This window comes from Streptomyces sp. CNT372 (assembly GCF_000377145.1).
Genome location: NZ_KB897777.1, coordinates 447,750 through 469,397, shown reverse-complemented (window position 1 = coordinate 469,397; position 21,648 = coordinate 447,750). Strand labels below are relative to the sequence as shown.

The following is a 21,648-nucleotide window of genomic DNA, read 5'->3' as shown; positions in this document are numbered from 1 at the left end:
GGTCGCCCAGGACCGGAAGGTGCTAGGCGATCTTCAGCGTTTCGGCCGGTCAGCCCGTAGTGGGGCAGTGCGGCTCGACCAGGGCCACCAAGCCCCGGGGCGCGCTCGGCACAGCCCGTGCCCGCGCGCTCACTCAGATGTGCGCCCCCTCGCACGCCCGTGCACCCGGTGCGGAAGAATGACCGGGTGACCTCAGCTACCGATCCCCTGCCCCTGTCCACGGTCCCCCGGCTGATCGCCACCGATCTCGACGGGACGCTGCTGCGCGACGACAAGTCCGTCTCGGACCGGACGGTCGCCGCGCTCGCCGCAGCCGAGGAGGCCGGGATCGAGGTCTTCTTCGTCACCGGCCGCCCGGCGCGCTGGATGGACGTGGTCAGCGACCACGTGCACGGACACGGTCTCGCCATCTGCGGGAACGGCGCGGCCGTCGTGGACCTGCACGACGGCGGCAGGCTGATCCAGGTCCGCGATCTGCCCCGGTCCACCGCGCTGGACGTGGTGCGGGCGCTGCGGGACGCGGTGCCCGGCACCTCCTTCGCCGTGGAGCTCTCCACCGGCATCCACTACGAGCCCGAGTACCCGCCCTTCCACCTCGACCCCGGCGCCACGGTCGCCACCGCGGAGAAGCTCCTCCACGAGGACAGGCCCAAGGAGGCCGCGCCGGTGCTGAAGCTGCTGGCGCACCACACCGAACTGACCCCCGACGGGTTCCTCACCGCCGCCCGGGTCGCGGCGGGCGGGCACGCCTCGATCACGCGCTCCAGCCCCACCGCCCTGCTGGAGGTGAGCGGCCTCGGCGTCAGCAAGGCCAGCACCCTCGCCCTGTGCTGCGCGGAGCGCGGGATCTCCGCCGACGAGGTCGTCGCCTTCGGGGACATGCCCAACGACGTGGAGATGCTCTCCTGGGCCGGTGCCTCCTACGCGATGGGCAACGCCCACCCGGACGTGGTCGCGGCGGCCTCCGGGCGCACGGTGGCCAACAACGAGGACGGCGTCGCGGTCGTCATCGAGCAGATCATCGAACGGCAGCGGCGGCACCGCTGAGCCGTGCCCGGCCGGGCACGCCGCGAGCAGGCGGCGCGGACCGGGCACACGCAGGGCGGACGGCGCGAACCCCGGCACGCGCAGAGGGGTGGCGCGGACCCGGACACACGCAGGGCGGACGGCGCAGACCCGGGCCCCTGTTCAGAGCGGCACACCCCGGGCCCGCAGCCACGGCCCCGGGTCCACTCCGGAGCCGAGGTGCGGGGTGAGCCGCACCTCGAAGTGCAGATGCGGTCCGGTGGAGTTGCCGGTCGTACCGGCCTGGCCGATCCACTGCCCGGGCCGCACCCGCTCCCCCTGGTCGACCGTGACCCCGGCGAGGTGCGCGTACTGCGAGTAGTAGCCGCCCGGATGCCGGACCAGGATCTCGATGCCGAAACCGCCGCCGCAGCGCACCGACGCCACCCGGCCCGCCCCCACCGACCGCACCGGCGCGCCGATGCCCACGGCGAAGTCCTGACCGGTGTGCCGGTGGGCCCAGCGCTCCCCGGTGCTGTCGAAGCCGGCGGACAGCCGGTACCGCTCCACCGGCGCCACCCAGTCGGGGCCGCTCTCCGGCAGCGGTGGCTGCTCCAGCCGGACCGCGCCCCGGCAGGAACCGGCGGCCACACTGCTGTCGGCCTCGCCCTGGAGCCGCCACTGGACCGTCTCCAGTTTCGTCTCGACGCCTCGCCGCACGGCCGCGAGCCGGGCCTCGCGCACCGCGAGGGACCGCCACGCCTCCCGCGCCTTCTTCTCGTCCCCGGCGATCCGCCGCTCCGCGCGCCGGGTGTCGTCCAGCAGCCGGTTGAGGGCGCGTTCGGCCTGCGCGGCGGCGTGGTAGCTGCGGAACAGGGTGTCCGGGTCGTCGACGAGAAGCAGGCGCGCGGCCCGCGCGAGGGAGCCCCCGGTGCGGTACTGCTCGCGGGCCACCCCGCCGAGGGCGTCGTGCAGGGCGCCGAGCCGGTCCCGTTGCACGGTGAGGCGCGCCTGGAGGCGGTCCGCCGCGGCGCGCTGCTTGTCGGCGGCCCGGCGGCCGCGTTCGTACCGCTCGGTGGCGCGCGCGGCCTCCTCGTAGAGCCGCGCCACGGCGACGGCGGTGGGCGGTTCCGGGCTGTCGTGCGAGGGGGCGGGCGGGGCGGGGGAGCCGCCCGGGCCCGGCGCGGGCGGGGTGCCCTGGGGCCGGGAGCCGCCCGCGTCCACGGCGTCCGGGCCGGGGACGCCGACGGCGAGGTCGTCCGGCCCCGAACCGTCCGCCCCCGGGTCGCCCGGCCCCTCGGCCGGTGGTTCCGGATCGACGGCCGGGGTCACCGGCACGGCGGCGTCGGTGGCCACCACGGCGTACGCGGGGCGCTGGCGGGCGGCAGCCGCGGCGGGCGCCGGCGCGCCCAGGAGCGTGCACAGCACCACCGGGAGGACGATCACCCGATCTCGGCGTCTCAAGCACATCCACGGATCGTGACCCGGCACCGTCACCGGGCCCGGGGACACGCCGCGTCCTTGGGGCCACCCGGCCCAACGGGCCCCGCTTCCCGGGCGACGACGGCAGACAGCCGGCCGCGCGGCCTCGCCCACCCCCACACCCAAGCCCACCCCCACGCCCACGGGCAGTCGGCCGCCCCGTCCCGCCCCGCGCGGGGCGGGCTACCGCGGCTGTGAGGGTGGGGGTGGGGGTGACGGCTGCGGCGACCCGGTCATGGGCCGAGCCTAAGCAGGAGTCTTCGCCACAGAAAGTGGTGATTCCTCCGCACCTCGCGGTCGCACCGCGTCCACCGCCCGCTCCCGGTCCCGCATCGCCCGCAACGGCCCGTCGAGGAGGACGAGTTCCTCGTACGTACCGCGCTGGACGACCCGTCCGCCGTCCAGGACGACGATCTCGTCCACCGCCTCCAGCCCGCGCAGCCGGTGGGTGATCAGCACGGTCGCCCGGCCCGCGCCCGTCCGGTCCCGGGTCGCGGCCAGCAGATCCGCCGTGAGGGCGTCCGCCGTGGCCTGGTCCAGGTGCTCGGCCGGCTCGTCCAGCACCAGAACGGGGAAGTCCGCCAGCAGCGCGCGGGCCAGGGCGAGCCGCTGCCGCTGGCCGCCCGAGAGGCGGGCGCCGTGCTCCCCGACCAGGGTGTCCAGGCCCTCGGGCAGCGCCTGCGCCCAGTCGAGCAGCCGCGCGGCCGCCAGGGCGCGCCGAAGGTCGTCCTCGCTCGCGTCGGGGCGCGCGAGGCGCAGGTTCTCCCGCAGGGAGCTGTCGAAGAGATGGGCGTCCTGGGCGCACAGGCCCACGAGTCGGCGCACGGCGTCGCCCGCCAGGGCCTCCGCGGCCCTCCCGCCGAGGGTGTACGTCCCCGACTCGGCGTCCAGGAAACGCAGCAGCACCTGGGCCAGGGTGGTCTTGCCGGACCCGGACGGGCCGACGACGGCGATCCGGCGCCCCGGGGTGAGGGTGAGGTCGACCCCGTCCAGGGCGGGCGACCCCTGCCCGGGGTAGCGGGCGCCGAGCCCGCGCAGGACCAGCGGGAAGGCGGTCGCCGGCGGGGTCGCGGGGTGCTCGGGCTCGCTCACCGGCTCGGGGGCGTCGAGGATCTCGTGCACCCGCTCGGCGCTGCGCTCGACCCGGCGGCGGTACTGCACGGCGAGCGGCAGCCCTGCCACCGTCTCGAAGGCGGCCAGCGGGGTCAGCACGACGACCGCGAGGGAGACTCCGGAGAGCCCGCCGTCGTGCACCGCCCGTACTCCGGCGATCGCGGCGGCGGTCACGGTCAGTCCGCAGATCAGGGCCGACAGGCCGCCGCCGAGGGCGGTGGCCGCCGCTCCCCGGGCGGCGATCGCGGTGAGCCGGGCGTCGGCCGCCCCGGCCACGGCCAGCCGCCGGTCGCGGGCGCCGGCGACGGTGAGTTCGGCGGTGCCGCGCAACAGATCGACCACCGCGGTGGTCAGCTCGCCCCGCGCGGGCGCCAGTTGACGCTCCGCGCGCCGGGCAACGGCTCCGCCGGCCAGCGGGACGCCGACACCCGCGAGGAGCAGCCCCACCGCGAGGATCGCGCCCGCGGCCGGGACCAGCCAGCCGGTGAAGACGACGGCCGCGGTGCCGACCACGGCCGCCCCCGCGGCGGGCAGCATCCAGCGCAGCCAGTAGTCCTGGAGGGCGTCCACATCGGCGACCAGCCGCGACAGCAGATCGCCCCGCCGGGCGCGCCGCAGCCCGGCGGGGGCGATCCGCTCCAGCCGGCGGTAGACCGCGACCCGTGTCTCGGCGAGCATCCGCAGCACGGCGTCGTGGGAGACCAGGCGTTCGGCATAGCGGAAGACGGCCCGGCCGATGCCGAAGGCCCGGGTCGCCGTGACGGCGATCATCAGATAGAGCACGGGAGGCTGTTCGGAGGCGCGGGAGATCAGCCAGCCGGAGACCGCCATCAGACCGACGGCGGACGCGAGCGCGAGCGACCCCAGCAGCAGGGCGAGGGCCAGCCGGCCGCGCATCCCGTGCGCCGCGGCCCGGACCCGGAGCAGCGGCGACCGCGCCGCCGGGGGCGCGGGTGCCACGGCACCCAGGGGCTCGCCGTCGCCGGCGGCCCGGCCCGCCACGGGCGGCACGGCCGCCCCGGGCGCAGGCCCCCTGGCCGTGTCCGGCACGCCTTCCCCGCCCGCCCCGGGCGCAGGCCCCCCGGCATGGGCGGGCGATTGCTCCCCGGCCCGGACCGGCACCTCCGCGCGGCTGAGGGCGACCACGCGGTCGGCCACGGCCAGCAGCGCCGGACGGTGGACGACGAGAAGGACCGTGCGGCCCCGGGCGAGCCGGGCGACCGCGTCGACGATGCCCGCCTCGGTCTCGCCGTCCAGCGCGGCCGTCGGCTCGTCGAGCAGGACGACGGGCCGGTCGGCCAGGAACGCCCGGGCCAGGGCGAGCCGTTGGCGCTGCCCGGCGGAGAGCCCGGCGCCGTCCTCACCGAGGAGGGTGGCGGCGCCCAGCGGGAGCGCGTCGGTGAACTCCTCCGCCCCCGCCTGCCGCAGGGCCTCGTGGACCGCGTCGTCGTCGGCCTCCGGGCGGGCGAGGCGCACATTGTCGGCGATCGTCCCCGCGAAGAGGTACGGGCGCTGGGGAACCCAGGCGATCCGGGCCCGCCACTCCTCCGGGTCGAGACCTTCCAGGTCCGTCCCGCCGACCAGGACCCGGCCCTCGTCCGGGGCGGTGAACCCGAGCAGCACATCGAGGAGGGTGGACTTGCCGCTGCCGCTCTCCCCGACCAGCGCGACCGTCTCACCGGGCTCCACGGCCAGGCGGGCGCGGTGCGGCGCGGTCTCGGTGCGGCCCGGATGGTGCACGGAGACCCCGTCGACCTCGATCCGGAGGTGGTCCGGGACCGGGGCGGTGCCGGATGCCCGCCGTTCGGTCTCCAGGACCTCGAAGATCTCCTCGGCGGCCGACAACCCCTCCGCCGCCGCGTGGTACTGCGCGCCCACCTGGCGCAGGGGGAGGTATGCCTCGGGGGCGAGGATCAGGATGACCAGCCCGGTGTAGAGGTCGAGACCGCCGTGGACCAGCCGCATGCCGATGGTCACGGCGACCAGGGCGACGGAGAGCGTCGAGAGCAGTTCCAGCGCGAAGGAGGAGAGGAAGGCGATCCGCAGGGTTCGTACCGTCGCCCGCCGGTACTGGGAGGTGATCTCCCGGATCGACTCCGCCTGCGCCTTGGCCCGCCCGAAGACCTTGAGGGTCGGCAGACCGGCCACTACGTCCAGGAAGTGCCCGGACAGCCGGGACAGGAGCCGCCACTGACGGTCCATCCGGTTCTGGGTGGCCCAGCCGATGAGGACCATGAAGACCGGGATCAGGGGCAGGGTCACCACGATGATGGCCGCGGAGACCCAGTCCTCCGTGACGATCCGCGCCAGCACCGCCACCGGCACCACGACCGCGAGCCCGAGCTGCGGCAGACAGCGGGCGAAGTAGTCGTCCAGAGCGTCGATCCCACGGGTGGCCAGGGCCGCCAGGGAGCCGCTCCGCTGCCCGCTGAGCCAGCCCGGTCCCAGACCGGAGGCGTGTTCCAGGAGCCGGCCGCGCAGTTCGGACTTGACCGCCGCGCTGGCCCGGTGGGCCGCGAGTTCGGTGAGCCAAGCCACCACGGCCCGGCCCACCGCGACAAGTGCCAGCAGGACCAGGGGCCGCACGAGGCCGTCCGCCGACAGCCCCCGCTGGAAGCCGCCGACGACGATCTCGGCGATCAGCATCGCCTGGGCCACGACCAGGGCGGCACCGAAGAGGCCGAGGGCCACCACGGCCACCAGGAAGAAGCGGGTGGCACGGGCGTACCGCAGCAGACGCGGATCGATCGGTTTCACGTGAAACATCCCCTCGCTAGTGCGAGTCGGCCAGGTGCTGGGTGCCGATCCGCTTCCGGAACACCCAGTACGTCCAGCCCTGGTAGAGCAGCACGAGGGGGGTGGCAAGGGCGGCGAGCCAGGTCATGATCTTCAGGGTGTAGGGGCTCGACGAGGCATTGGTGACCGTCAGGCTCCAGGCCGGGTCCAGCGTGGAGGGCATCACGTTCGGGAAAAGCGTGAGGAAGAGCATCGCCACGGCGGCCGCGATGGTGATCCCGGAGAGGGCGAAGGACCAGCCCTCCCGTCCGGCCCGCACGGCTCCGAGGGCCCCGAGAAGGGCGAAGACCGCGACGGCCATCGCGACCAGGCTGCCTGCGTCTCCGCGCATCGCCTGCGTCCAGAGCAGGAAGACCAGGGCCGCCAACGCGGTCAGTGCGCCCAGCTTCAGGGCCAGTGCCCGGGCCCGCGCCCGGATGTCGCCCACGGTCTTCAGAGCCGCGAACACCGCCCCGTGGAAGGTGAACAGGGTCAGCGTCACCAGCCCGCCGAGCAGGGCGTAGGGGTTGAGCAGATCCAGGAATCCGCCGACGTACTCCTTCTCGGCGTCGATCGCGACCCCTCGGACGATATTGCCGAAGGCGACCCCCCACAGGAACGCGGGCAGCAGGGAGGTCCAGAAGATCGCGTGTTCCCAGTTGGTCTGCCAGCGGTCCTCGGCGCGCTTGTGCCGGTACTCGAAGGCCACCCCGCGCACGATCAGACAGACGAGGATCAGCAGCAGGGGGAGGTAGAAGCCTGAGAAGAGGGTGGCGTACCAGTCGGGGAAGGCGGCGAAGGTGGCGCCGCCGGCGGTCAGCAGCCACACCTCGTTGCCGTCCCAGACCGGTCCGATCGTGTTGATCAGCACCCGGCGCTCGGCCCGGTCACGGGCGAGCAGCTTGGTGAGCACCCCGACACCGAAGTCGAAGCCCTCCAGGAAGAAGTAGCCGATCCACAGGACGGCGATGAGTACGAACCAGACGTTGTGGAGTTCCATGCCTCAACAGCTCCTCAGCGGTCTCGGACGAGGCGGTGTCAGGGGGAGCCGGTCTCAGTACGAGAAGGCCATCGGCCGGTCGGGGTCGCGGTCGTCGCCGCCGATCCGGGTGGGCGGGTTGAGGTCGGCCTCGGTCAGCTCGGGCGGCCCGGCCTTGGCGTACTTCACGAGCAGCTTCACCTCGATCACGGCGAGCACCGCGTACAGGAGGGTGAAGACGGTCATGGAGATCAGCACCTCGGTCATGGAGACACCGGGGGAGACCGCGTCCTCGGTGCGCAGCACGCCGTAGACCACCCAGGGCTGGCGGCCCATCTCGGTGAAGATCCAGCCCCAGGAGCTGGCGATCAGCGGGAAGGTCATGGTCAGCAGGGCGATCCGCCAGTACCAGCCGGTGAGCCCCGGGCCGAGGGCCTTCTTCCGGAACGGCACCAGATGCGGCACCTCGTCCTCGCCCGTGCGCATCGCCGCCGGCAGCAGGAACTTCCGGCGGGTGAGCCAGAGCCCGATCATGCCGATGGTCAGCGAGGTCATCCCGAAGCCGATCATCCAGCGGAAGCCCCAGTAGGCGACCGGGATGTTGGGCCGGTAGTCACCGGGCCCGTACTTCTCCTGCTCGGCCTTGTTGATGTCGTTGATGCCGGGGACATGGGAGTCGAAGTCGCCGTGGGCCAGGAAGGACAGCAGGCCGGGGATCTCGACGGCGACCTCGTTGTGGCCGGCGTCGACGTCGCCGTAGGCGAAGAGGGAGAAGGGCGCGGGCGCCTCCCCGTCCCACAGCGCCTCGGCGGCCGCCATCTTCATCGGCTGCTGCTGGAACATGACCTTGCCGAGGAGGTCGCCGCTGACGGCGGTCAGCAGACCGGCGACCGTGACGGTGACCAGCCCGAGGCGGAGGGAGGTGCGCATCACCGGGATGTGCCGGCGGCGGGCGAGGTGGTACGCGGCGATGCCGACCATGAACGCCCCGCCGACCAGGAAGGCGGCGGTGATGGTGTGGAAGAACTGGGTGACGGCGGTGTTCTGGGTGAGAACCAGCCAGAAGTCGGTCAGCTCGGCCCGGCCGCGCTCCTCGTTGATGCGGTAGCCGACCGGGTGCTGCATCCAGGAGTTGGCGGCCAGGATGAAGTAGGCGGAGAGGATGGTGCCGATCGACACCATCCATATACAGGCGAGGTGGATCTTCTGGGGCAGCTTGTCCCAGCCGAAGATCCACAGGCCGATGAAGGTCGACTCGAAGAAGAAGGCGATCAGGGCCTCGAACGCGAGGGGGGCGCCGAAGATGTCGCCGACGAAGCGCGAGTAGTCCGACCAGTTCATCCCGAACTGGAACTCCTGGACGATGCCCGTGACCACACCCATCGCGATGTTGATCAGGAACAGCTTGCCCCAGAACTTGGTCGCTCCGAGGTACTTCTCCTTGCCGGTCCGGACCCAGGCGGTCTGCAGCCCGGCCGTGAGCGCGGCCAGGGAGATCGTCAGCGGGACGAAGAGGAAGTGGTAGACGGTGGTGATGCCGAACTGCCAGCGCGACAGGGTCTCCGGCGCCAGTGCGAGGTTCAGATCCACGTCGTCTCTCCTTACGTCGGCGTGGTGACCGAGGCAGCCCGCCCCTGTGCATACCGGTTCATTGCCGGAGGAACACGGGCGCGCTTGTGAACGCGTTCACATTCACAAGCATTATGGCGCACACGAAATCCGAAGGTCGTACCGGGGTCCGGTGACCCCCGCCACACCGGCTCCGGCCGAAAGCCGGACACCCCACGAGCGGTGCGCTCGTGGGGTGTCCGGGACCGCCCGCCACGGGGCGGCGCGGCCGGTGGCCCTCCGGGCCGGGCCGTGCAACCCCTCGGGGTCCTGGCCCTGCGGCCCTTCGGGACCCTGGCCGTGCAACCCCTCGGGGTCCGGACTCAGAGGGTCTTGCGGAAGGTCTCGGCCGTCTGCAGGAAGAGGTCGTTCGCCTCGCACTCGCCGATGGTGACCCGCACGCCCTCCCCGGCGAACGGCCGCACCACCACCCCCGCCTGCTCGCAGGCCGCGGCGAAGTCCGTGGTGCGCTCACCGAGCCGCAGCCACACGAAGTTGGCCTGGGTCTCGGGCACGGTCCAGCCCTGGCGCACCAGTCCCTCGTAGACCCGGGTCCGCTCGCCGATCAGCGAACCCACCCGGCCCAGCAGCTCGTCCTCGGCGCGCAGGGAGGCCACCGCCGCGTCCTGCGCGAGCTGCGAGACGCCGAACGGCACCGCCGTCTTGCGCAGCGCCGCCGCGACCGGCTCATGGGCGACGGCGAAGCCGACCCGCAGCCCGGCCAGCCCGTACGCCTTGGAGAAGGTCCGCAGCACGGCCACGTTCGGGCGGTCCCGGTAGATCTCCAGGCCGTCCGGGACCTCCGGGTCCCGGATGAACTCGCGGTACGCCTCGTCCAGCACGACCAGCACGTCCGAGGGGACCCGGTCGAGGAAGCGTTCCAGCTCGGCCCGGCGCACCACGGTGCCGGTGGGGTTGTTGGGGTTGCAGACGAAGATCAGCCGGGTCCGCTCGGTGACCGCGTCCGCCATGGCGTCCAGGTCGTGCACATCACCCCCGGTCAGGGGCACGGGCACCGAGGTCGCGCCGCTGATCCGGGTGATGATCGGGTATGCCTCGAAGGAGCGCCAGGCGTAGATCACCTCGTCGCCCGGCCCGGAGGTGGACTGGAGCAGGGACTGCGCCACACCGACCGAGCCGGTGCCCGTCGCCACATGCTCGGCGGGGACGCCGAAGCGTTCCGCCAGCTCGTTCGTCAGGGCGGTGCAGGCCATGTCCGGGTAGCGGTTGAACTTCTCCGCGGCCGCGACGGCGCTCTCCATCACCCCGGGCAGCGGCGGATAGGGGTTCTCGTTGGAGGACAGCTTGAAGGCCACGGGCCCGCCCGCCGCCGCCGGCTTGCCCGGCTTGTACGTGGGAATGCCGTCCAGCTCGGCTCGAAGCCTGGGGCTCTTCTCGCTCACCGCGGGTCCTCCTCGACCGTTCGGCCGGCTCGTACCGCCGCCTGCGCGGTGCCGCTCGCCGACTCGTGCTCACCAATACTGCTCACCCTATGAGGATTCCCGGCCGGTGCGAATGGCCGGAGCCGAGGAAGGTGGGGGGCCAAGCCGAGGAAGAGGGGAGCGGAGCCGAGGGAGGGGGGAGTGCGGCCCCCTGGCGCGCGCCGGTGGCTCGCTCCGTGGCGCGCGTCCCCCGTAGTGGTGAGTTGAGACCTCTTCGCAACCTGGACCCCTCGGCAGGCACACGCGCCCCTGTACACCGAACATCATGTCAAGGTGCGTCAACTCCCTTGATTTGCAAGGGCGTTGATCATTAACGATCATGCAGAAACGTGCCTGTCAACGCGTGCATATGCGACCGGCCAGACCCACCGCGCGAGCCCTACTATCGGCACGCCATGACAGCAGCAGGGAAGCACCAGGTGAGCCGGACGGACACATCCCACGGGGGCACTCGGCAGGCACGCGCGGGCATCAGGGACGTCGCCACCGCCGCCGGGGTCTCGATCACAACGGTCTCCGACGCGCTCAACGGGAAGGGCAGACTCCCCGATGCCACCCGTCGGCACGTCCGCGAGGTCGCCGACCGGCTGGGCTACCGCCCCTCCGCCGCGGCCCGCACCCTCCGCACGGGGAAGTCGGGCTTAATCGGCCTGACCGTGACCACCTACGGGGATGAACCTTTCACCTTCACGGAGTTCGCCTACTTCGCGGAGATGGCCAGAGCGGCGACCTCGGCCGCCCTGGCCCGCGGCTACGCCCTCGTCATCCTCCCCGCCACCTCCCGCCACGACGTCTGGTCGAACGTGGCCCTGGACGGCACCGTGGTCATCGACCCCTCCGACGAGGACCCGGTCGTCAGCGAGCTGGTCCGCCAGGGGCTGCCGGTCGTCTCCGACGGCCGCCCGGCCGGCAGCCTGCCGGTCACCGCCTGGGTGGACAACGACCACGAGGCGGCCGTCATCGACCTCCTCGACCATCTCGCGGACGCGGGCGCCCGCCGGATCGGTCTGCTCACCGGCACCAGCACGGACACGTACACCCATCTGTCGACGACCGCCTACCTCAACTGGTGCGAGCGCGTCGGCCAGGACCCGGTCTACGAGTCCTACCCGGCCCACGACCCCTGCGCGGGGGCCGTAGCGGCCGACCGGCTGCTCGCCCGGCCCGACCGCCCGGACGCGGTCTACGGACTCTTCGACCCCAACGGCACGGACCTGCTGGCCGCCGCCCGGCGCTACGGCCTGCGGGTGCCCGAGGACCTGCTGCTCGTGTGCTGCAGCGAGTCGGCCGTGTACGCCGCGACCGACCCGCCCGTCACCACCCTGTCCCTCAAGCCGCGCCGCATCGGCACCGCGGTGGTCCAGCTCCTGATCGACGCCATCGAGGGCGTGGAGCACGACGGGCCCGTCGAACAGGTGATACCGACCGAACTGATCGTCAGGACCTCCTCCCAGCGGCGCCCTCCGCGCACCACCGTCAGCGCGCCGCGGTCCCCGGAGAAGGGCTGAGTCGTGTCCGGGGGTTGTCCGCCGGGCCAGGGCCGGACACCTCCCGCCTCAGGTCCGGACCTTCTCAATCCGGACGAAGCGGTCGATGAACCAGGGGTGCGGCACGATTCATCACCCCTGGTGCGTCACACACCGCCTGGCTCATTCCTATGATGGGCGAACGACACCGCGGACCACCCCGACCAGGCTGGGCCGAGAGGTGAACGGCGGCGCGACGGTGGTGGAGGGGTCGATGACTCAGGGGGCCGGTCAGGGACCCGTGGTGCGGACGGCGACACTGCGCGACTTCCGCGTACCCCCGTACGCGCAGGTGCCCGTGCAGTCGCAGTCCGCGGACCCCGGACACGCCGCCCACCCGGGCAACGCCTTCCCCGACGGCGAGACCCCCGAGGGCTACACCCCCACCGAGCGCAACCTCCCGGTGATCGGCAGCGGCGGCCCCGGCGACACCGTCCAGGTCGCCGTCGACCCCGAGGAGCAGCCCCCGCCCGCCGGGAACGGCGGCCTCGGCCCGCTCTACGTCGTCGGAGACGTCCACGGCTACCTGGAGGAACTCGTCGCCGCCCTCGCCGAGAAGGGCCTCATCGACGCCGACCTCCACTGGGCCGCGGGCAACGCCCGGCTCTGGTTCCTCGGCGACTTCACCGACCGGGGCCCCGACGGCATCGGCGTCATCGACCTGGTCATGCGCCTCTCCGCGGAGGCGGCGGCCGCCGGCGGGTACTGCAAGGCCCTCATGGGCAACCACGAGCTGCTGCTCCTCGGCGCCAAGCGCTTCGGCGACACCCCGGTCAACTCCGGCGCCGGCACCGCCACCTTCCAGGCCGCCTGGCTCCTCAACGGCGGCCAGAAGTACGACATGGACCGCCTCCAGGACGTCCACCTCCAGTGGATGTCCCGCCTCGACGCCATCGTCGAGGAGGACGGCCACCTGCTGCTGCACTCGGACACCACCGCGTACCTCGACTACGGCTCCACCGTCGAGGACGTCAACGACGCCGTGCACGAGGTCCTGACGGCCAACGACGCCGACCAGTGCTGGGACCTGTTCCGCAAGTTCACCAAGCGCTTCGCCTTCCGCGACGAGGGCGGCCCCGACGCCGTGCGCGAACTCCTCACGGCCTACGGCGGCAGCCGCGTGGTGCACGGCCACAGCCCGATCCCCTACCTCCTCGGCGAAGTGGGCACCGAGGACGGCGAGGACGGCGAGCGCCCGGCGGTCGAGGGACCGCACGTCTACGCGGACGGTCTCGCCATCGCGATGGACGGCGGAGTGACCATGGCCGGAAAGCTTCTGGTGCAGCAGCTCCCCTTGCAGGACTGATCCGCTTCCCCACAGGCGATTTACGGAAACCCTCTGTCACCCTGCGCCGGAACCGCTCTACCATCGGGTCATCCGTAGCAGGCTCTCCTCCGTTTCCGCCCGACTGCCCGGTCCCCACCGGTCGATCCGGCCCTACGGAGCATCGGGGGATGCACATGAACAGCGCTCCGCACCTGCTGAACGAGGACCGCGCCGACTATGAGCGGGTCCTCGCCGAGGCACTGCGCACCGCCCACGAGGACCGGGATCCGGCCACCGTGACAGCGCGTCTGACCAGTGAACAGCTGCGCGCCACGGCCCTGAACGCGACGGCCCTGATCACGGCCGCCGCGGCGGCGGAGTACGACCGGTACGTGAAGCTGCGCGCCGAGAGCCGCTCCGCCACGGCCGCGGGGGTCCTCGCCCCCGCCGTCGGGGCCGGGGAGGCGGGCGCGGGTGTGGCGGCGGTGGCCGCCGTCCTCGCCCCGCTGCTGGCCGGCACCGCGGCGGCGATCCTGCTGATCGTCGGCTATCTGCTGAAGATGCTCAGCCCGCCGCCGCCCTTCGCCGACACCCTGCTGTCGACCGGCTGGGTGTTCGGCGCGCTCACCGCCGCCGCGATCCTGGTGGCCGCCGTCGCCCTGCTGCTGACGGCGCTGCGCAACGACGCCAGCCATGTCGCCGACGGCGGCGGGCCCGACCGGGTGCCCGAGGAGGTGGCCCTCGCCCGGGACGCCTGGTGCGAGGCGCTGCTGCACCGGGGCATGCTGCCCTTCCTGCGCGCGGCCCTCGCGGAGCAGCGGCCGGCGAAGACGGCCGTGGACCCGCCGCGTTCCGCGAGCCGTATACCGAAGGTCGGCTACAGCGGTCCGGACTTCTCCAGCCCCGCCGAGGGCCGGACCACGGACCGCCGGCCGACCTTCAGCAGCCCGGACTTCTCCAGCCCCGACTTCGGCGGCCCCGAGCACCGGCCGGACTGACCGCCCCGCGCCCCGCCCCTGTCCGGGCACGGCGGAGGCGGCGGCCGGTACCGAGGCCGGAGGCGCCGGCTCCCCCGGGGCCCGGTGCGCCGGTCAGTCCGCCAGCGGCAGATAGACCCGGTTGCCCGCCGCGGCGAACTCCGCGGACTTCTCCGCCATCCCCGCCTCGATCTCCTCCTGGCTGCCGCCGTGCTTGCGCCGGATGTCCTGGGAGATCTTCATCGAGCAGAACTTCGGCCCGCACATCGAGCAGAAGTGCGCGGTCTTCGCCGGCTCCGCGGGCAGCGTCTCGTCGTGGAACTCCCGTGCCGTGTCCGGGTCGAGGGCCAGATTGAACTGATCCTCCCAGCGGAACTCGAAGCGGGCGTCGGAGAGCGCGTCGTCCCACTCCTGGGCGCCCGGGTGCCCCTTCGCCAGGTCCGCCGCGTGGGCCGCGATCTTGTAGGTGATGACACCGGTCTTCACGTCGTCGCGGTCCGGCAGCCCCAGGTGCTCCTTGGGGGTGACGTAGCAGAGCATCGCGGTTCCCCACCAGGCGATCATGGCCGCGCCGATGCCCGAGGTGATGTGGTCGTACGCCGGGGCGACATCGGTGGTCAGGGGGCCCAGGGTGTAGAACGGCGCCTCCTCGCAGATCTCCTGCTGGAGGTCGATGTTCTCCTTGATCTTGTGCATCGGGACATGGCCCGGACCCTCGATCATGGTCTGCACGTTGTGCCGCTTGGCGATGGTGTTGAGCTCGCCGAGCGTCCTCAACTCGGCGAACTGCGCCTCGTCGTTGGCGTCCGCGATCGAGCCGGGCCGCAGGCCGTCGCCGAGGGAGTACGTCACGTCGTACGCAGCGAGGATCTCGCAGAGCTCCTCGAAGTTCTCGTACAGGAAGGACTCCTTGTGGTGCGCCAGGCACCACGCGGCCATGATCGAGCCGCCGCGGGAGACGATGCCCGTCTTGCGGCGCGCGGTGAGCGGCACGTAGCGCAGCAGCACACCGGCGTGCACGGTCATGTAGTCGACGCCCTGCTCCGCCTGCTCGATGACCGTGTCCTTGTAGATCTCCCAGGTCAGGTCCTCGGCCCGGCCGTCCACCTTCTCCAGGGCCTGGTACAGCGGCACGGTGCCGATGGGCACCGGGGAGTTGCGCAGCACCCACTCGCGGGTGGTGTGGATATTGCGGCCGGTGGACAGGTCCATGACCGTGTCGGCGCCCCAGCGGGTCGCCCAGGTCATCTTCTCGACCTCCTCCTCGATGGAGGAGGTGACGGCGGAGTTGCCGATGTTGGCGTTGACCTTCACCAGGAACCGCTTGCCGATGATCATCGGCTCGATCTCCGGGTGGTTGACGTTGGCGGGGAGCACGGCCCGGCCGGCCGCGATCTCCTCCCGCACCACCTCGGGCGCCACGTTCTCCCGGACGGCCACGTACTCCATCTCGGGCGTGATCTCGCCCCGGCGGGCGTACGCGAGCTGGGTCACCGCGGCCCCGCCGCGTCCGCGCCGGGGCTGGCGCGGGCGGCCGGGGAAGACCGCGTCCAGGTTCCGCAGCCCGCCGCGCGGGGAGGTGTGCTTGATGCCGTCGTCCTCGGGGCGCACGGGGCGGCCCGCGTACTCCTCGGTGTCACCGCGCGCGATGATCCAGTTGTCGCGCAGCGGGGGCAGCCCGCGGCGGACGTCGGTCTCCACCTGGGGATCGGTATAGGGCCCGGACGTGTCGTAGAGCGTGACGTCCTTGCCGTTGGTGAGATGCACCTTGCGCACCGGCACCCGGATGTCGGGGCGGGAGCCCTCGACGTAACCCTTGTGCCAGCCGATGGACTTCCCGGCCTCGTCGTTCTGGTTGGAGGCAGGCGTGCGTGCGTCCGATACGGTCATGAGACCTACTCCCTACGCCGGCATTACCCGGTAACAGGTTCGGCGGTCGGCGCAGCTTTCCCGTCCCGATCGACGGAGGTCAGCGCCCTCTCAGCCCGGTGCTCCGAGCTCCCGCGTGTGCAAAGGTGCCACCACGCTAACGCCATCCCTGGCGCGCTGAACAGAGGGCCCCCTCTCGTTCTTGCGATGATCTGTCGGTGACCTCTTCGCCGCAGCCACCCGATCCGCACGGCCACGACGACGGCGCTCCCCCCGCCCGGGGAGCCGCTCACGACCGCCACGCCGCCGTCGGCCATGTCCACGCGCACGGGCCCGTCGCGCCCGTCTCCCAGCACCTCCGCAAGGTCATCGCGGCGGTGCTGATCCCCTTCGCGACGGCGGTCCTCGTCGGGCTCGCCGTGCTCTGGCCGGGCAGCACACCGGGCCACGAGCGGACCGGTGTCGGGTTCGACCGGCAGATCGAGCAGGGCCGGGTGGTGAGCGTCGAGCAGGTCGACTGCGCCGACGTCAACGCCGGGCAGGTGCCTCCCACCGAGAACCCGGCCGCGCCCGAGGGCCGCGAGGCGGAGCGGGCCCAGCAGGGGGAGTGCGGCCGGGCCACCGTCGAGGTCACCAGCGGCAAGGACAAGGGCCGACAGTTCACGGAGATCGTCCAGCCGGACGCGCCGCGGCAGTTGAAGGAAGGCCAGGGCGTCCGGGTGGCGTACGCGCCGGACGCGCCCCGCGACCTCCAGTACTCGGTCACCGATGTGGACCGCACGTTCCCGATGGCGCTGCTGGCCGGCATCTTCGCGGTGGTGGTGGTGCTGGTGGGGCGGATGCGCGGGGTGACGGCCCTGATCGCGCTCGCCACCTCCTTCGCCCTGCTGACCCTGTTCATCCTGCCGGCGATCCTGGCGGGGTCGAATCCACTGATCGTCGCGGTGGTCGGGGCCAGCGCGATCATGCTGATCGCGCTCTACCTGTGCCACGGTGTCAACGCCCGCACCTCGGTCGCCGTGCTGGGCACCCTCATCTCGCTGCTGCTGATCGGCCTGCTCGGCTCACTGTTCATCGGCTGGGCCAGCCTCAGCGGCAACACGGACGACTACACCGGTCTGATCAAGGGGCTCTACCCGGAGATCGACATGAGCGGCCTGCTCCTGGCCGGTGTGATCATCGGCTCGCTCGGTGTGCTCGACGATGTGACGGTGACCCAGACCTCCGCCGTCTGGGAACTGCACCAGGCCGACCCCTCCCAGGGGCCGCGCGCCCTCTACCGCGCGGCGATCCGCATCGGCCGCGACCATATCGCCTCGGTGGTCAACACCCTCGTGCTGGCGTACGCGGGCGCCGCCCTCCCGCTGCTGCTGCTCTTCTCGATCGCGCAGTCCAGCGTGGGCGAGGTCGCGACCAGCGAACTGGTGGCTCAGGAGATCGTCCGGACCCTGGTCGGCTCGATCGGGCTCGTCGCCTCGGTGCCGGTGACCACCGCGCTCGCCGCCCTGGTCGTCTCGGCGGACCGGCCGGGGGACACGGCCGGTTCCGGCGGACGCCCGGCGACGGCGGCCTCCCGGGGCGGCCGTGGGCGCCGCCGCAAGAAGTAGCCGGTCCGGCAGCGGGGATCCGCTCGCCCGCGCGCAGCGGCGGCCGGGGCGGCCTCAGCCGGCATTCTCCGCGAGGATCCGCCCCAGCGCGTCCTCCAGGCTGGTCTCGAAGTCACCGAGGGCGAGCTCCTCGCCGAGCGGCACCAGCTTGTCCGTGCGGTCGAGGAAGGCCACCAGCGGCGGTGCGCCGACTCTGAACAGCGCCGAGTCCTCGCCCACCCTCAGGCGGATGTGCACGTCGGAGAGGGCCTCGGGCCCGGTCGGCGCGATGTGCACATCGCCGTCGCCACTGGGCGCGTTGATCCCGTCGAGCAGCAGCTCCCGGCCGAAGGCCCAGGTCACCGGGGCGTCGCCGGGGAGGTGGAACGTCATCCGGACCGCGTACGGATCGGACGTCTCATAGCCCAGCTCCACCGGGATCCGGAAGGAGAGCTCCTCGGAGACGAGGAAACTCATCAGGACCTCGGCCTGAACCGACTCGCGCATCACATACCTCGCAGTAGATGAAGCCTTGCATGAACGTGCGGACGTGCGGACGTGCTGGCGTGCTGACGAGGTACAGGAACATGGCCGGGAACGACCCTCTTGACCCTCTTGACGCCATCGTGCTGGAAGCACCAGCAGATCACAAGGAGTGATATTTCAGATACTGATAGAGAACCAGCGTGACCCCATCAGACCACTTACCCCCGCCCGCAACTGCTCAACTGCCGGGTGAAGTCGCGCTTCTTGATGAACGGGCAGCGAAATGGCCACCGTTGCGGGAATGTCACCCAGAGTGATCGGTATCGCCGCGCAGACGGTCCCGAGCGCGTACTCCTGGCGCTCGAAGGAGGGTTGGCCCGGGCCGGTGCGCGCGATCCGGCGCAGCAGGGCCGAGCGGCCGCGCACGGAGTGGGGTGTCACCGGCTGCACGGGGTGCCGGTCGAGATGGTCGAGGCGGGCCGCCTCGTCGAGCTGCCCGAGCAGACACTGGCCGATCGCGTGGGCGTGTCCGGTCTCACGGAAGTCGGCCCACTCGGCGACCGCCGGCGCGTACGGGGTGTCCGAGATCGACACGAGTTCGATCTCACCCTCGCGGTAGACGGCGAAGTAGACGGCGACACCGATCGCGTCCCGCCAGTGGGACAGGGACTCCTCGATCGTGCCGCGACGATTCCGCGCCGCCGCCCCCTGCGCCAGCCGGTCCACGGCGGACCCGAGGGTGAACACCCCGTTGTCCCGGCGCAGATAGTCCTCGTACGTCAGGGTGCGGAGCAGATGGTAGGCGGTGGGCAGGGGGAGCCCGGCCTCGCGCGCGAGCTGCTTCGCGGGGGCGCCGTCGCGGTGCGCCCCGGCCGCCTCCAGCAGCCTCAACGCGCGCTGCACCGAGCCGATCAGGGTAGGGACGGCGGAGTTCGCGGCTCCGGCCACAGGTCACCCCCAGGGCAGAGGGATGCCACTCTAACGACAGGGCCCGGCCGGGAGGGGCCCTCTCGGGACCGTTCCCCCGGCCGGGCTAACGGCACGCGCCGCGGCGGGCCACCTGTCGCCGTCCCCCGCGGTCACCAGTCGCCGCGTGAGGACTCCGAGGAGGTCATGAACTTCCGGACGACGAAGACGAGACCCGCCACCAGCGCGACGAACAGCAGCACCTTGAACAGCAGTCCGACGACGAAGGTGACGAGGCTCGTGATGAGCCCGCCGAACACCACGAGGGCGAGGACGGGCACCGCGATCCACTTCACCCACCACGGCATCCCCGCGAAGATCTCCCGCACAGCCATCGTCCCTACCTCTTTCTCCGAGTCCGTGCTCCCGATGCTAGGCGCCCGGGGTGGGCCGCCGGACGCCCGCGAGCCCTTGAAGACCCCTGAGCGGACCCTTAGGGAATCCGTGGCCGTCTCCCCCGAGCCGGGTGGCACGGCCCCCGGGCCGTGCCGCCCGGGTTCAGCCCTCGGGGGGCGAGAAGACGACCATCACCCGGAGGTCCTCGCTGATGTGGTGGAACTTGTGCGGCACCCCGGCCGGTACGTAGACCACGCTGCCGCGCCCGACCTGAGTCGTCTCCGTGCCGACCGTGATCGCTGCCCGGCCGCTGACGACGAAGTACACCTCGTCCTGCTGGTGAGGAAGCTGCGGGTCGAGCTGCCCCGCGTCCAGGGCGTACAGCCCCACCGACATGTTCCGCTCCCGGAGGAACTGCAGATACGCGCCGTCGTTGGCCGCGCGCTCCGCCTCCAGTTCGTCCAGCCGGAATGCCTTCATCGCCGCCCGCCCCTGCCTTGGTCCGATCGTGTCTGCCACGATCAGACACATGATGAATTTCCTCGTCAAGACGCTCGCGAACGCGGGAGCCCTGCTCGTGGCCATCTGGCTCGTGCAGGACATCACGCTCACCGGTGACAGCACCGGGAAGAAGGCCCTCAGCCTCGTCCTGGTCGCCCTGATCTTCGGTCTGGTCAACGTCTTCGTGAAGCCCCTGGTCCAGGTACTCACCCTGCCCCTGTTCATCCTCACACTCGGCCTGATCACCCTGGTGGTCAACGCGCTGATGCTGCTGCTGACCTCCTGGCTGGCGGACCAGTTCAACCTGAACTTCCATGTCGAGGGCTTCTGGACCGCGGTCCTCGGCGGCCTGATCATCTCCGTCGTTTCGTGGGCGCTGAACGTCGTCCTGCCGGACAAGGACTGACGGCCGAAGACCGACGGCCGAGAAAGGAACGACATGACCAGGACACCTCTGGGAGAGGGCACACGAGCGGTACGGGCGGGCCTCCCGGAGCCGGTGAACCATGAACCGACGCTCCCGGGACCGGTGTTCGCCGCCCACTTCCACCTCTCCGGCGATCCGACGGGCCCCTACACGTACGGCCGGGACGGCAACCCCACCTGGACCCGTCTGGAGCGGGCCATAGGAGAGCTGGAGGCACCGGGCGAGAACGTGGAGACCGTCGCCTTCGCCTCCGGGATGGCCGCCGTCTCCGCCGTCCTCTTCTCCCAGCTGCGCACCGGCGACGCCGTGGTCCTGCCCGACGACGGCTACCAGGCGCTCCCCCTGGCACACGAGCAGCTGGCGGCCTACGGCGTCGAGGTGCGCACGGCGCCGACCGCGGGCGACGCCCAGCTCGCCCTGCTCGACGGGGCGCGACTGCTGTGGATCGAGACCCCCTCCAACCCCGGCCTGGACGTGTGCGACGTGCGCCGGCTGACCGAGGCGGCGCACGCGGCGGGCGCGCTCGTCGCCGTCGACAACACCCTGGCCACGCCCCTCGGGCAGCGGCCCCTGGAGCTGGGCGCGGATTTCTCGGTGGCCAGCGACACCAAGGGCCTGACCGGCCACGGGGACATCCTGCTCGGCCATGTCAGCTGCCGGGACGCCGGGCTGGCGGAGGGGGTGCGGCGCTGGCGCAAGATCGTCGGCGCCATCCCCGGGCCGATGGAGGCATGGCTCGCCCACCGCTCCCTCGCGACCCTCCAGCTCCGGGCCGAGCGGCAGTGCGCCAGCGCCCTCGCCCTGGCCAGGGCCCTCGGGAAGCGCCCCGAGATCACCGGGCTGCGCCACCCCGGCCTGCCGGAGGACCCCTCGCACCCGGTGGCCTCGCGGCAGATGAGCCGCTTCGGCTCAGTGGTCTCCTTCGTACTGCCCGACCGGGCCCACGCGGAGCGTTTCCTCGCCGCGCTGCACCTGGTGGAGGACGCCACCAGCTTCGGAGGGGTGCGCTCGACGGCGGAGCGCCGGGGGCGCTGGGGCGGGGACGCGGTCCCGGAGGGCTTCATCCGCTTCTCCGTCGGGGTGGAGGACGCCGAGGACCTCCTCGCCGACGTGGAGCGTGCCCTGGACGAGGCCGCCGGGGGCTGACCGGCCGTACCGCCGGGCCCGCCGGACGGTGCGCGTCATGACCGCCGGAGGGCGTTGCACCGGCCGGAGGGCGCCGTACATGCCGGGGGCGTCGTACCGGCCGAACGGTCGAGGACAGGCCGAAAGACCCGGGACATGCCGGACGGTCCGAGCCTCC

General features: G+C 72.3%; 17 protein-coding genes. 7 read left to right on the top strand and 10 right to left on the bottom strand.

Annotation, left to right across the window (positions count from 1 at the left end; translation table 11 throughout):
- Window positions 1–186 precede the first annotated feature (186 nt).
- Entirely contained in the window at window positions 187–1,047 is an 861-nt protein-coding gene (locus tag C593_RS0104665; RefSeq protein ID WP_018846150.1) for a Cof-type HAD-IIB family hydrolase, read from the top strand.
- 141 nt (window positions 1,048–1,188) lie between these two features.
- Here C593_RS0104665 and C593_RS0104660 read toward each other — a convergent pair whose 3' ends face one another.
- The 5 genes from C593_RS0104660 to hisC form a co-directional block, all read right to left on the bottom strand.
- Entirely contained in the window at window positions 1,189–2,469 is a 1,281-nt protein-coding gene (locus tag C593_RS0104660) for a murein hydrolase activator EnvC family protein (protein ID WP_486591071.1), read from the bottom strand.
- Window positions 2,470–2,733: 264 nt separating this feature from the next.
- On the bottom strand, window positions 2,734–6,357 hold the full coding sequence (gene cydD / locus C593_RS0104655; protein ID WP_018846148.1) for a thiol reductant ABC exporter subunit CydD: 3,624 nt from the start codon (window positions 6,355–6,357) through the stop codon (window positions 2,734–2,736).
- A 16-nt stretch (window positions 6,358–6,373) separates the two neighbouring features.
- Window positions 6,374–7,375 carry a cytochrome d ubiquinol oxidase subunit II gene (cydB, locus tag C593_RS0104650; RefSeq protein WP_018846147.1) on the bottom strand — a complete coding sequence of 334 codons (1,002 nt, stop codon included), beginning with the start codon at window positions 7,373–7,375 and terminating at the stop codon, window positions 6,374–6,376.
- A 54-nt stretch (window positions 7,376–7,429) separates the two neighbouring features.
- The gene (locus C593_RS0104645; protein ID WP_026277348.1) at window positions 7,430–8,938 is read right to left on the bottom strand and encodes a cytochrome ubiquinol oxidase subunit I; all 1,509 of its coding nucleotides are present in this window, start codon (window positions 8,936–8,938) and stop codon (window positions 7,430–7,432) included.
- A 347-nt stretch (window positions 8,939–9,285) separates the two neighbouring features.
- Entirely contained in the window at window positions 9,286–10,365 is a 1,080-nt protein-coding gene (gene hisC, locus C593_RS0104640) for a histidinol-phosphate transaminase (RefSeq protein WP_018846145.1), read from the bottom strand.
- Between the two features lie 434 nt (window positions 10,366–10,799).
- On the opposite strand from hisC, the gene C593_RS0104635 reads away from it, so the two are divergent.
- From C593_RS0104635 to C593_RS0104625, 3 genes are all read left to right on the top strand, one after another.
- Window positions 10,800–11,912, top strand: a complete 1,113-nt coding sequence (locus C593_RS0104635) for a LacI family DNA-binding transcriptional regulator (RefSeq protein WP_078521173.1) — start codon at window positions 10,800–10,802, stop codon at window positions 11,910–11,912.
- Between the two features lie 217 nt (window positions 11,913–12,129).
- Window positions 12,130–13,236: a metallophosphoesterase gene (locus C593_RS0104630; RefSeq protein ID WP_486591078.1), complete on the top strand. Its 1,107-nt coding sequence runs from the start codon at window positions 12,130–12,132 to the stop codon at window positions 13,234–13,236.
- Window positions 13,237–13,385: 149 nt separating this feature from the next.
- Window positions 13,386–14,195, top strand: coding sequence for a hypothetical protein (locus C593_RS0104625; RefSeq protein WP_018846142.1), 810 nt, complete (start codon window positions 13,386–13,388; stop codon window positions 14,193–14,195).
- A gap of 93 nt (window positions 14,196–14,288) precedes the next feature.
- On the opposite strand, the gene thiC is transcribed toward C593_RS0104625, so the two are convergent.
- The gene (gene thiC, locus C593_RS0104620; protein ID WP_018846141.1) at window positions 14,289–16,064 is read right to left on the bottom strand and encodes a phosphomethylpyrimidine synthase ThiC; all 1,776 of its coding nucleotides are present in this window, start codon (window positions 16,062–16,064) and stop codon (window positions 14,289–14,291) included.
- A gap of 197 nt (window positions 16,065–16,261) precedes the next feature.
- Between thiC and C593_RS0104615 the strand changes: the two genes are divergently transcribed.
- Window positions 16,262–17,650: a YibE/F family protein gene (locus tag C593_RS0104615; RefSeq protein ID WP_018846140.1), complete on the top strand. Its 1,389-nt coding sequence runs from the start codon at window positions 16,262–16,264 to the stop codon at window positions 17,648–17,650.
- A 54-nt stretch (window positions 17,651–17,704) separates the two neighbouring features.
- Here the strand turns inward: C593_RS0104615 and C593_RS0104610 are convergent, their stop codons facing one another.
- From C593_RS0104610 to C593_RS0104595, 4 genes are all read right to left on the bottom strand, one after another.
- Complete coding sequence (locus C593_RS0104610) at window positions 17,705–18,136, bottom strand: SsgA family sporulation/cell division regulator (protein ID WP_018846139.1); 432 nt, start codon at window positions 18,134–18,136, stop codon at window positions 17,705–17,707.
- Between the two features lie 156 nt (window positions 18,137–18,292).
- Window positions 18,293–19,063, bottom strand: coding sequence for a helix-turn-helix domain-containing protein (locus C593_RS0104605; RefSeq protein WP_018846138.1), 771 nt, complete (start codon window positions 19,061–19,063; stop codon window positions 18,293–18,295).
- Window positions 19,064–19,194: 131 nt separating this feature from the next.
- Window positions 19,195–19,416, bottom strand: coding sequence for a DUF5326 family protein (locus C593_RS0104600; protein WP_078521171.1), 222 nt, complete (start codon window positions 19,414–19,416; stop codon window positions 19,195–19,197).
- 163 nt (window positions 19,417–19,579) lie between these two features.
- The gene (locus tag C593_RS0104595; protein ID WP_020610224.1) at window positions 19,580–19,897 is read right to left on the bottom strand and encodes a cupin domain-containing protein; all 318 of its coding nucleotides are present in this window, start codon (window positions 19,895–19,897) and stop codon (window positions 19,580–19,582) included.
- 49 nt (window positions 19,898–19,946) lie between these two features.
- Here C593_RS0104595 and C593_RS0104590 point away from each other — a divergent pair, with 49 nt between their 5' ends.
- Entirely contained in the window at window positions 19,947–20,324 is a 378-nt protein-coding gene (locus C593_RS0104590) for a phage holin family protein (RefSeq protein ID WP_018846135.1), read from the top strand.
- A 33-nt stretch (window positions 20,325–20,357) separates the two neighbouring features.
- Complete coding sequence (locus C593_RS0104585) at window positions 20,358–21,491, top strand: cystathionine gamma-lyase (protein ID WP_026277346.1); 1,134 nt, start codon at window positions 20,358–20,360, stop codon at window positions 21,489–21,491.
- The last annotated feature ends 157 nt before the right edge of the window (window positions 21,492–21,648 follow it).

What these genes read in the sequence shown, in the direction of transcription:
- cydB (WP_018846147.1), bottom strand. Translation starts at nt 7,375, where the DNA reads ATGGAACTCCACAACGTCTGGTTCGTACTCATCGCCGTCCTGTGGATC.
- C593_RS0104635 (WP_078521173.1), top strand. Translation starts at nt 10,800, where the DNA reads ATGACAGCAGCAGGGAAGCACCAGGTGAGCCGGACGGACACATCCCAC.
- C593_RS0104625 (WP_018846142.1), top strand. Translation starts at nt 13,386, where the DNA reads ATGCACATGAACAGCGCTCCGCACCTGCTGAACGAGGACCGCGCCGAC.
- thiC (WP_018846141.1), bottom strand. Translation starts at nt 16,064, where the DNA reads ATGACCGTATCGGACGCACGCACGCCTGCCTCCAACCAGAACGACGAG.
- C593_RS0104610 (WP_018846139.1), bottom strand. Translation starts at nt 18,136, where the DNA reads ATGCGCGAGTCGGTTCAGGCCGAGGTCCTGATGAGTTTCCTCGTCTCC.
- C593_RS0104600 (WP_078521171.1), bottom strand. Translation starts at nt 19,416, where the DNA reads ATGGCTGTGCGGGAGATCTTCGCGGGGATGCCGTGGTGGGTGAAGTGG.
- C593_RS0104595 (WP_020610224.1), bottom strand. Translation starts at nt 19,897, where the DNA reads ATGAAGGCATTCCGGCTGGACGAACTGGAGGCGGAGCGCGCGGCCAAC.
- C593_RS0104590 (WP_018846135.1), top strand. Translation starts at nt 19,947, where the DNA reads ATGATGAATTTCCTCGTCAAGACGCTCGCGAACGCGGGAGCCCTGCTC.
- C593_RS0104585 (WP_026277346.1), top strand. Translation starts at nt 20,358, where the DNA reads ATGACCAGGACACCTCTGGGAGAGGGCACACGAGCGGTACGGGCGGGC.